The following is a 10,462-nucleotide window of genomic DNA, read 5'->3' as shown; positions in this document are numbered from 1 at the left end:
CCGGCGCCCTCGCCGTGGTGGCCGCCCGCCGTGCTCGTCTTCGCCGTTGCGCTGGCCCTCGGCCTGCTTCTCACGCCGCGGGCCGCCGAGCCTCGGCGGATCTCCGGGGTGGCCTCCGCGCAACCCGCCACCCACGCCCCCAGCAGCCGCGCCACTCCCGCGCCGGAGCCGGCCGCACTGCCCGAGGGGGTTCCCGTCACCGAATCCGGGGCCGGGACCTGGCGCGTCGTGCCCGGCGCGAACCACGACATCGGCACCGGCGACCGGGTTCTCACCTACACCGTCGAAATCGAAGACGGTGTCGACGCCCCCGCCTTCGCCGGGGAGGTCGACGCGATCCTCGCCGATCCCCGCGGCTGGACCGGGCTCGGCGAAGTCACCTTCCGGCGGCTCAGCGACCCCGGTGCCGACCCCGCCGTGCGGATCAGCCTCACCACGCCCGGCACCGCGCGGCGCCCCGACCTCTGCGGCTTCACCATCCCCTTCGACTCCTCCTGCCGCCTCACCCGCGACCACCGGATCGTCCTCAACCTCGCCCGGTGGCTGCGCGGCGCCCACTCCTACGACGGCGACCTCGCCGGCTACCGCGCCTACGCCGTCAACCACGAGATGGGGCACGCGCTCGGCCTCGGCCACGTCGGCTGCCCCGCCCCCGGCGCGCCGGCGCCGGTGATGATGCAGCAGACCTTCGGGCTCTCCAACACCTACCTCGCGAACCTCAACCGCGCCGAGCCCGGGGCCGCCGCGAACGTCCCCGCCGACGGGGCCGTCTGCCGCCCGAACCCCTGGGTCACCGACCCGCACTGACCGCACTGGTTTGGACCGCCCGCCGGGTGGGTATTTTCCGCCCCTCTGGGAGGGGTGTGCGATGGTGCGGAAACTTCTGGCCGGCGCGGGTGTGGTCGTGCTGCTCACCGGGTGCGGCGGAGTCGGCAGCGGCGGTGACTCCGGGGCCGCGGCCACCCTCACGACCATGGGGTTCGGCCTCGGCGACGAGATCGCCACCACCCGGGCCGACCTGGCGGGCAAGGCGATCGCGCCGGCCACGGTGAAGATCGGCGGCAGCGCCTTCGACGCGCAGCAGTTCCTCGCCGCCGTCGCTTCGCACACGCCGCCGGACCTCGTCTACCTCGACCGGCAGCTGCTCGGCACCTACGCCGCCCGCGGCACCCTCGAACCCCTCACCGACTGCATCGCCAAGCAGCATCTCGACGTCGGCCAGTACCGGCCGGCCGCGCTGCAGGAGGTCACCCTCGACGGCAAGGTCTACGGCCTGCCCGAGTTCTACGACAACCGGGTCCTGCTGGTGAACGACGCCGCCGTCGAAGCGGGCGGGCTCGAGCCGCAGGACGTCTCCCCGGCCGACCGGAACAACCTGACCACGGCCGCGCAGAAACTCACCACCCGCACGAACGGCACTTTGTCGCGCATCGGGTTCGACCCCAAGATCCCGGAATTCCTCCCGCTGTGGGCGAAAGCCAACGGCGTGCAGATGCTCAGCGACGACGGCCGCACCGCGCACCTCGACGACCCGCGGCTGGCCGAAGCCGTCGCCTACGCCAAGTCGCTGATCGACGTCCAGGGTGGCTGGGGTGCGGTGAAGGCGTTCCGCGACTCGTTCGACTTCTTCGGCGAGAAGAACCCGTTCAAGCAGGGGCAGCTGGCCGCCACCCTGATGGACGACTGGTACCTCAACGTCCTCGCCAACTACTCGCCGGACGTGCGGGTGTCCGCGGCGCCGTTCACCGACACCACCGGCGCGCCGATCGACTGGGTCACCGGCAGCGCCTGGGTCATCCCCGCCGGCAGCACCCACAAGGACCAGGCCTGCGCGTGGATCAAGACCATGACCGACGCACCCACCTGGGTCGCCGCCGCCAAGGCGCGCGCGGAAAAGCGCAAAGCCGCCGGCAAGGCGTTCACCGGGGTCTACACCGGCAACCGCGTCGCCGACCAGGAGATCTTCGGCGGCCTGGTGCAGCTGAAGGACCGGCCGGCGTTCGACGCGGCCGTGCAGACCGTCCTGCGCGCGCAGGACCACGCTTTCACCATGCCCGCGTCCCCGGCCGGCTCGGAGTTCAAGACGGCCTGGCAGAACGCCGTGAACCGGGTCCTGTCCGGCGAACAGCAGCCCGCCGACGCGTTGCGGCAGGCCCAGCAGGAGGCCCAGCGCGCGCTCGACGCCGCGGTGGCCCACCGGTGAGGCGGCGCACGCGGGAAGCCTGGGCCGCGTATGCGTTCCTGTCGCCGTGGATGATCGGGTTCGTCGTCTTCATGGCGGTCCCGATGGTCGCCAGCCTGGTGCTCTCCTTCACCGACTACGACGCGCTTCGCCCGCCGGACGCCGTCGGCTGGGCCAACTACCGGCGCTTGCTCGAAGACCCGGCCGTGCGCAAGAGCCTGCTCAACACGCTGGTGTACACCGTGATGTCGGTGCCCGCCACGATGGCCGTCTCGCTCGCGCTGGCGGCCCTGCTCACGCGCGCCGGCCACCGGTCGGCCGGGTTCTTCCGCACCGTGTTCTACCTGCCCGAGATCACCCCGAAGGTCGCCGTCGGCGTGCTGTTCCTGATCCTGTTCAACGGCCAGGTCGGGCTGGTCAACGCCGTGCTCGGGCTGGCCGGGATCGACGGGCCGCAGTGGAGCACCGACGGGCCGTGGGTGAAGCCGGGGCTGGTGCTCATGCACCTGTGGTCGGTGGGCAGCACGGTGGTGATCTACCTGGCCGCGCTGCGCGGCGTGCCGCGGGAGCTGTACGAAGCCGCCGAGCTCGACGGCGCGTCGCCGTGGCAGCGGTTCCGGCGGATCACCGTGCCGATGATCAGCGGGGCCTTGTTCTTCACCCTGATCGTCCAGACGATCGCGGCGCTGCAGTCGTTCGACGAGGCCTACACCGCCTTCTACGGCTCCGCGGCGTCGGCGACCTACAGCAACGACGCCGCGCTGTTCTACCTGATCTACCTGTTCCAGCAGGCGTTCGAGTTCCTGCACCTCGGCTACGCCTCGGCGATGGCGTGGCTGCTGTTCGTCGTGATCCTGGCCATCACGCTCGTGCAGGTGCGGCTGAGCCGCCGGTTCGTCTACTACCAGGGCGGTGACCGGTGACCGCCCGCCGCGTCTTCCGCTGGGGCGGCCTGGCCGCCGCGACCGTGCTGTTCCTCTACCCGTTCGGCTGGCTGCTGAGCGCGTCGGTGAAGCCGCGCGCACAGGTCTTCGACAACCTGCTGATCCCGCGGACCTGGGCGTGGGACAACTACGTCGAGATCTGGCGGGCGGCCCCGGTCGCGGCCTGGCTGGTCAACAGCGTGGTGGTGTCGCTCGCCGCCGCGGTGGCCGTGACGCTGACCAGCTCGCTGGTGGCGTTCGGGTTCGCCTACTTCCGCTTCCCGGGCCGCAACGCGCTCTTCGGCCTGGTGCTGGCCACGATGATGCTGCCCGCCGCGGTGACGATGATCCCGGTCTACCTGATCTGGAACAGCGTCGGCCTGGCGCACACGCAGGTGCCGCTGTGGGCGGGGAACCTGTTCGGCAGCGCGTTCTACATCTTCCTGCTGCGCCAGTTCTTCCTCGGCCTGCCGCGCGAGGTGTTCGAAGCGGCCCGCGTCGACGGCGCGAGCCACTGGACGCTGTTCTGGCGGATCGCGGTGCCGCTGTGCCGGCCGGCGCTGATCGTGAGTTTCGTGTTCGAGCTCAAGGCCAGCTGGTCGGACCTGCTCAAGCCGCTGATCTACCTGCGGGATCCGGCGCTGTACACGCTGCCCCGCGGGCTCAAGGCGCTGTCGGACCAGTTCGGCCAGGCCGGCGAGCAGCGGTGGGAGATCGTGCTGGCGGGAAGCGTCATCACGACCGTGCCGCTGCTGATCGTGTTCTTCGTGGCGCAGCGCCACTTCCTCGCCGGGATCACGACGGAGGGTGCCAGGCCCACCCGGTGAGCGTGGCGCGCAGCAGCCGGGCCGCGGCCGGGAGCGTGCCGTCCGCGGTCCAGTGCAGGGTGATCGTGCGGCGGCAGTCGGGGCTGTCGACGGCGAGCCAGGCGACCGGGGTCCGCGCGGCGACCCGCCCGGCCATCGCGGGGTTGAGGCCGATGCCGAGGCCGGCGGTGATGAGTTCCTGGATCGTGCCGGGTTCGTCACCTTCGAAGGCGATCTTCGGCGTCAGGTCGCGGGCGGCGAAGAGCCGGTCGAGGAGCCGGCGGTGCCAGTGTCCCTTGCGGGTGGTGATGAACGGCTCGCCGGCGAGTTCGTCGACGCGGACGGAGGTGCGGCCCGCCAGGGGGTGATCGAGCGGGACGGCCAGCCACACCGGCTCGTCGAGCAGCTCGGCCGAAGCCAGGCCGTCCGCGGGGATCGGCTGGGAGACCACGCAAAGATCGGCTTCCCGCGCGTGCAGCGCCCGCGCCATCCCGGCGGCGGGCAGCTGCTGCAGTTCGACCTCGACGGCCGGGTGGGCCCGCTTGAACGCCGCGAGCGGGCCGATCAGGGTGAGGAACGTTTCCGACGCCAGCCGCACGGTCCCGAACCCCTCGCCGGTGGCTTCGGCGACCGCCCGGCGGCCGGCGTCGAGCTCGCCGAGGGCGCGTTCGACGTGGCCGCGGAAGAGCTTTCCGGCGTCGTTGAGCCGCAGCCGGCCGGCCCGGTCGAACAGCGGCGTGCCGAGCTCGTTCTCCAGCCGGGCGATGGTGCGGCTCAGCGAAGGCTGGGCGACGCGCAGCTCTTCGGCCGCGCGGCTGAGGTGTTCCAGCCGGGCCACCACGAGGAACTGCCGCAGCGCGCCCAGTTCCACCTCATGCCTCCCGGGTCATAACGGCATAGCGATATTGATCTTAGACAAGATAGCCGTCCGGTCATAGTTTTCGAACCGTGGAAACCACCGGGAAGACCCCGCCCGCCGGCTGGGCGCTGCGGGCCGTGACGGCGGCCCACGTCGTGGCGATCGCCGGGCAGCCGGTGTTCGCCGGCGTGTACCTCAGCGGCGACTACGACGGCCTCCGGCTGCACCTGGCCGGCGCCGACGTCGTGTCTTCGATCGCCGTGCTGCAGCTGGTCGTCGCCGGCGTGGGGTGGGTCCGGCTGCGGTCGGCGTGGCCGTTCCTCGGCACACTGGCGCTGGTGGCCGCCGAGACGGTCCAGTACTTCGCGGGTTTGGACGGTGCGCTGTGGCTGCACCTCCCCCTCGGCGTGCTCACCATCGTGGCCCTGGTCGTGCTGACGATCGCGGTGTGGCGCCGTCCCCCGGCGGTCGTCGATGCGTGACGGGCTGACCCGGCGCCAGGCGCTGCGCCTCGGCGGGGGTTTCGGGCTGCTGGCCGCCGCCGGGCTGTCCACCGCGGCCGCGCTGGCGCGACGCCCGGCCCTGACCGGCGCCGAGCTGCGCAGTGCCGTCCCGCTGCCGCCCGCGTTCGAGGTTCCGCTGCCGGTGCCCGGGGTGCTCCGGCCGGTCGCCCCCGGCCGCTACGAGATCACCCAGCGCGTCGCCGACGTCGAGGTCCTGCCCGGGATCCGGACGCCGATGTGGACCTACGGCGGCACGTTCCCGGGTCCGACGATCGAGGCTCGCCGGGGCCGGCCGATCACCGTGACCCACCGCAACGAGCTGCCCGTGCCGACCGTGGTGCACCTGCACGGCGGGCGGACCCCGGCCGCCTCGGACGGGTACCCGACCGACCTCGTCCTGCCGGCGACCTGGGTGGACGGCCACCACGCGATGCCCGACCCGCGCGCCGTGCGGACCCGGCTGACCCGGGACTACACGTTTCCGCACGATCAGCGGCCGGCGTCGCTCTGGTACCACGACCACCGGATGGACTTCACGGCCCCGGCGATCTGGCGCGGCCTCGCCGGGTTCCACTTCGTCCGCGACGACGCCGAGGAAGCGCTGGGCCTGCCGTCCGGGCCGCGGGAGCTGCCGCTGATGATCGCCGACCGCGCGTTCGCCGCGGACGGCACGTTCGACTACCCGTCGCTGGACGGCACGCTGCGGGCGCGGCCGGGCGTGCGGGACAGCTACCTCGGCGGCGTGCTCGGCGACGTGCTCCTGGTGAACGGCGCGCCGTGGCCGGTGCACGAGGTCGACGCGGCCCGGTACCGGCTGCGGATCCTCAACGCGTCGAACGCCCGGCATTACGAACTCGAGGTGGCCGCCGACGACGGGCGGCGGCTCCCGCTCGTCCAGATCGGCGCCGACCAGGGGCTCCTGGCCACGCCGGTCACCCACGCGGCCCTGCCGGTCGGACCGGCCGAGCGCTACGACGTCGTCGTCGACTTCGCGGAGGTCCCGGTCGGCGGCCGCGTCCGGCTGGTCAACCGGCTCGGCTCCGGGCGCACCGCCGAGGTCATGGCCTTCCGGGTCGCGCGCCGCGCGCGGGACGACAGCCGCGTCCCGGCCGTCCTCTCGGCGGACCTGCCGTCGTGGGACCGTCCGGCCCGGGTGCGCGACTTCTCCTTCCGCGCCGGGCGCCTGGGCGACGGGCACGGCTGGCTGGTGAACGGGCGGCCGTTCGACCCGGCCCGCACGGACGTCACCGCCCGGCTCGGCGACGTCGAGGTGTGGCGGCTGGTCGCCGACGTCCACCACCCCGTGCACCTGCACCTCGCCGGCTTCCGCGTGCTTTCCCGCGGCGGGCGGCCACCGCTGCCGCACGACGCCGGGCTGAAGGACACCGTTTCCCTGCGGCCCGGGGAAGCGGCCGAGATCGTCACGCGCTTCGACGGGTACCGCGGCCGGTACCTCTTCCACTGCCACAACGCCGAACACGAAGACATGGGGATGATGGCCAACCTCGAGATCACCTGACACGGACGGTGGCGAACCGTCAGCCGGACGAGGTGTCCCCGCTCTCGAACGGGGCCCTTGCGCCCACCCCGCTGCGCACCCCGGCGGGGGTCGCGCTGAGCCGGACGGGCCACGCTTTGCCACCCCGAGTGAAGCTTCTTGTCCACGTGAAACTCCCGGCACTAGCGTCGACGGCGAGGGGACGGAAGCCGGGCCGCCGGGTCGGCGGCCGGGCTTCCGTTGCCTCCCAACGCAAACGCCAGCGAGGAGTTGCTTGATGACCGCTCTCGACCAGCCTGTGGCCCGCACCGCGTACCAGCAGTCGGTGGCCGCCTACTGGAACGCCGAAAAGGATCCGGTGAACCTCCGGCTGGGCGACGTCGACGGTCTGTACCACCACCACTACGGCCTCGGCGACTACGACCCGGCGGTGCTCGAAGCCCCGGAAGCCACCCGCGACGAAGCGATCATCGCGGAGATGCACCGGCTCGAGACCGCGCAGGCGGAGGTCCTGCTCGACCACCTCGGCCCGATCGCGCCGGGGGACCGGCTGCTCGACGCGGGCTGCGGCCGCGGCGGCACCAGCGTGATGGCTCACCTGCGGTTCGGCTGCCAGGTCGACGGCATCTCCATTTCGGAGCAGCAGGTCGGGTTCGCCAACGCGCACGTGCGGCAGCGCGGGATCGACGGCTCGGTGCGCTACCACCTGCGGAACATGCTCGACACCGGGTTCGAATCCGGGGCGTTCCAGGGCATCTGGAACAACGAGAGCACGATGTACGTGGACCTGCACGACCTGTTCGCCGAGCACGCGCGGCAGCTGCGGCCGGGCGGCCGGTACGTGACGATCACCGGGTGCTACAACGACGTCACCGGCGGCCGGTCGCGCGCGGTGAGCCAGATCGACCAGCACTACATCTGCAACATCCACGCCCGCGGCGACTACTTCAAGGCGTTGGCGGCCAACGGGTTCGTCCCGATCAGCGTCGTCGACCTGACCGCGGCGACCATCCCGTACTGGGAGCTGCGGGCGCAGTCGTCGGTCGCCACCGGGATCGAGGACCCGTTCCTGACCGCCTACCGCGAAGGCAGCTTCCACTACCTGCTCATCGCCGCCGACCGCGTCTGAGGCGGGGCCGGTGCCCGAGGAGACCACCATGACCGCGTGTCCACAGTGGACGAACGAGAACCCCGCCGGCCTGCCGGCGGGGCCGTTCGGCCTCGGGACATCAGCGGCGCGGATCGCGACGCGGTTCGCGCCGGCACCGGGGCCGGACCCGGCCTACGCGTACCTGCCGTGGGGTGACGGCAGCGCACCGCCGTTGTACTGCCCGGTCGTGGGCCGCGTCGACGACGCCCTGGCCGTGGAGGTGGACCGGCGGCTGGTCGCGTGGGCGGCCGACTGCGGGTTCACCGGCAAGGGCCTGGAACAGATCGCCGGGGCCGGCTTCGGCCGGCTGGCGATGCTCGCCCACGCCGACTGCGACGACCCGGACCGGCTGCTCGTCGCGGCGCAGCTCAACGCCGTCTGGTGGGCGGCCGACGACTACTACGCCGACGACAGCACGCTGGGCGCGGCGCCGACCGAACTGCCGCCGCGCCTGGCGCTCGTCATGGCGGCCATGGACCCGGTCGCGCCGGCCGGGGAGTTCTCCGCGCCCCTCGAGGAGGCCCTGAAGTCGGACCCGATCCTCGTCGGGCTGCACTCGGCGATCGACCACCTGGGCCGGCACGGCTCGCCGGTGCTCGTGCAGCGGGTCTGCTACGCGACGTTCTCGATGTTCGTCAGCTGGGACGCCTACGCGGCGTGGCGCCACACCGGCAGTTACCCGCCGGCGTGGGAGTATCTGGCGGCCCGCCAGCACGACAGCTTCTACACGTCGATGACCCTCGTCGACGCCGTCGGCGGCTACGAGCTGGCCGCGCCGTTCTACTACGACCCGCGCGTGCGCGAGGCGATGATGCGGGCCGGCACGGCGTCGGTGCTGGTCAATGACCTCCACTCGGTGGCCAAGGACGCGGCCGACGAGAAGCCGGTCTGCAACATGGTCCTGCAGATCGCCGCGGACCGCGGCTGCGCGGTCGAAGAGGCGGTGGAGGCCACCGTCGAGCTGCACAACCGGATCGTCCACGAGTTCGAGGACGGCCACCGGGACCTGCTGGCGGTGCCGTCGCCGGAGCTGCAGCGGTTCCTGGTGGGCGTCCGGTCCTGGATGGGTGGCGGCTTCACCTGGCACGCCACCAATCCCCGTTACCAGTGATCGAGGTTTGCCTTGACTGTAACCGATCCGGTGGATGCCCTGAACACCGACGAACAGGCGCCGTCGAGCCTGAGCCGGGCCGCCGCCCGCACCCTCGCCACCACCACCAAATCCGTCCCCCAAATGCAAGGCATCTCCACCCGCTGGCTCCTCAAACTCCTCCCCTGGGTCGAAGTCTCCGGCGGGGCCTACCGCGTCAACCGCCGCCTCTCCTACGCCGTCGGCGACGGCCGCGTCACCTTCACCACCACCGGCGCCCAGGTCCGCGTCATCCCCCCCGAACTCGGCGAACTCGCCCCCCTACGCGGCTACGACGACGAAGACGTCCTCACCGAACTCGCCGCCCGCTTCACCCAACACGACTACCAACCCGGCGACACCCTCGTCGAATTCGGCTCCCCCGCCGACCACGTCCACCTCATCGCCCACGGCAAAATCACCAAAACCGGCACCGGCGCCTACGGCGACCAAGTCGTCCTCGGCACCCTCGCCGACGGCGACTACTTCGGCGACACCACCCTCACCCAACACGACGGCATCTGGGAATTCACCGCCAAAGCCGTCACCACCACCACCGTCCTCACCCTCCCCCGCCACGACTTCGACGACGTCCTCGCCCGCTCCCAAACCCTCCAAACCCACCTGGCGAGCTACCTCGCCCGCAACAGCGACACCGCCCGCAACGACCACGGCGAAGCCGAAATCTCCCTCGCCTCCGGCCACGACGGCGAACCCGTCCTCCCCTCCACCTTCGTCGACTACGAAGCCCGCCCCCGCGAATACGAACTATCGGTGGCCCAGACGGTCCTGCGCGTCCACTCCCGCGTCGCCGACCTCTACAACCAGCCCATGAACCAGATCGAACAACAACTCCGCCTCACCGTCGAGGCACTGCGGGAACGCCAGGAACACGAACTGATCAACAACACCGACTTCGGGCTCCTCCACAACGCCGACTTCGCCCAACGCGTCCCCACCCGCACCGGCCCACCCACCCCCGACGACCTCGACCACCTGCTCACCCTCGTCTGGAAAGACCCCGGCTTCTTCCTCGCCCACCCCAAAACCATCGCCGCCTTCGGCCGCGAATGCACCAAAGCCGGCCTCTACCCCGCAAGCGTCGACTACGGCGGCCACCACGTCCCCGCCTGGCGCGGCATCCCCATCCTGCCCTGCAACAAAATCCCCGTCACCGAAACCCGCACCAGCTCCATCCTGCTCATGCGCACCGGCGAACAAGCCCAAGGCGTCGTCGGCCTCCACCAAACCGGCCTGCCCGACGAATACCAACCCGGCCTCAACGTCCGCTTCATGGGCATCAACGAACAAGCCATCATCTCCTACCTCGTCTCCGCCTACTACTCCGCCGCCGTCCTCGTCCCCGACGCCCTCGCCGTCCTCGAAGCCGCCGAAATCGGCCGGGAGGAGTA

General features: G+C 71.7%; 10 protein-coding genes. 9 read left to right on the top strand and 1 reads right to left on the bottom strand.

All coding sequences use genetic code 11. The features are described from left to right. From C2L59_RS21685 to C2L59_RS21670, 4 genes are all read left to right on the top strand, one after another. On the top strand, positions 1 to 807 hold an 807-nt coding region (locus tag C2L59_RS21685), incomplete at its 5' end, for a DUF3152 domain-containing protein (protein ID WP_233223617.1). Between the two features lie 61 nt (positions 808 to 868). Next, on the top strand, positions 869 to 2,203 hold the full coding sequence (locus C2L59_RS21680; RefSeq protein WP_103351340.1) for an extracellular solute-binding protein: 1,335 nt from the start codon (positions 869 to 871) through the stop codon (positions 2,201 to 2,203). Next, positions 2,200 to 3,105, top strand: a complete 906-nt coding sequence (locus tag C2L59_RS21675) for a carbohydrate ABC transporter permease (RefSeq protein ID WP_103351339.1) — start codon at positions 2,200 to 2,202, stop codon at positions 3,103 to 3,105. Before C2L59_RS21680 ends, C2L59_RS21675 begins: the two co-directional genes overlap by 4 nt. Then, a complete protein-coding gene (locus tag C2L59_RS21670) occupies positions 3,102 to 3,932 on the top strand; it encodes a carbohydrate ABC transporter permease (RefSeq protein WP_103351338.1) in 831 nt (276 codons plus the stop codon). The genes C2L59_RS21675 and C2L59_RS21670 overlap by 4 nt, the downstream gene beginning before the upstream one ends. On the opposite strand, the gene C2L59_RS21665 is transcribed toward C2L59_RS21670, so the two are convergent. Then, entirely contained in the window at positions 3,901 to 4,782 is an 882-nt protein-coding gene (locus C2L59_RS21665) for a LysR family transcriptional regulator (protein ID WP_103351337.1), read from the bottom strand. The two genes, C2L59_RS21670 and C2L59_RS21665, sit on opposite strands and share 32 nt — an antisense overlap. 77 nt (positions 4,783 to 4,859) lie before the next feature. On the opposite strand from C2L59_RS21665, the gene C2L59_RS21660 reads away from it, so the two are divergent. From C2L59_RS21660 to C2L59_RS21640, 5 genes are all read left to right on the top strand, one after another. Then, positions 4,860 to 5,252, top strand: a complete 393-nt coding sequence (locus C2L59_RS21660) for a hypothetical protein (protein ID WP_103351336.1) — start codon at positions 4,860 to 4,862, stop codon at positions 5,250 to 5,252. Beyond that, complete coding sequence (locus C2L59_RS21655; protein WP_103351335.1) at positions 5,245 to 6,792, top strand: multicopper oxidase family protein; 1,548 nt, start codon at positions 5,245 to 5,247, stop codon at positions 6,790 to 6,792. Before C2L59_RS21660 ends, C2L59_RS21655 begins: the two co-directional genes overlap by 8 nt. A 256-nt stretch (positions 6,793 to 7,048) precedes the next feature. Beyond that, positions 7,049 to 7,900 carry a geranyl diphosphate 2-C-methyltransferase gene (locus C2L59_RS21650; protein ID WP_103351334.1) on the top strand — a complete coding sequence of 284 codons (852 nt, stop codon included), beginning with the start codon at positions 7,049 to 7,051 and terminating at the stop codon, positions 7,898 to 7,900. 28 nt (positions 7,901 to 7,928) lie between these two features. Then, on the top strand, positions 7,929 to 9,032 hold the full coding sequence (locus tag C2L59_RS21645) for a family 2 encapsulin nanocompartment cargo protein terpene cyclase (RefSeq protein WP_199199183.1): 1,104 nt from the start codon (positions 7,929 to 7,931) through the stop codon (positions 9,030 to 9,032). A gap of 12 nt (positions 9,033 to 9,044) precedes the next feature. Beyond that, on the top strand, positions 9,045 to 10,462 hold a 1,418-nt coding region (locus tag C2L59_RS21640; RefSeq protein ID WP_103351271.1), incomplete at its 3' end, for a family 2B encapsulin nanocompartment shell protein.

Origin of the sequence: Amycolatopsis sp. CA-128772 (assembly GCF_002904295.1) — a bacterium.
GTDB lineage: Bacteria > Actinomycetota > Actinomycetes > Mycobacteriales > Pseudonocardiaceae > Amycolatopsis.
The sequence above is the reverse complement of the archived record's forward strand: the minus strand, read 5'-3'. Positions and strand labels throughout refer to the sequence as shown.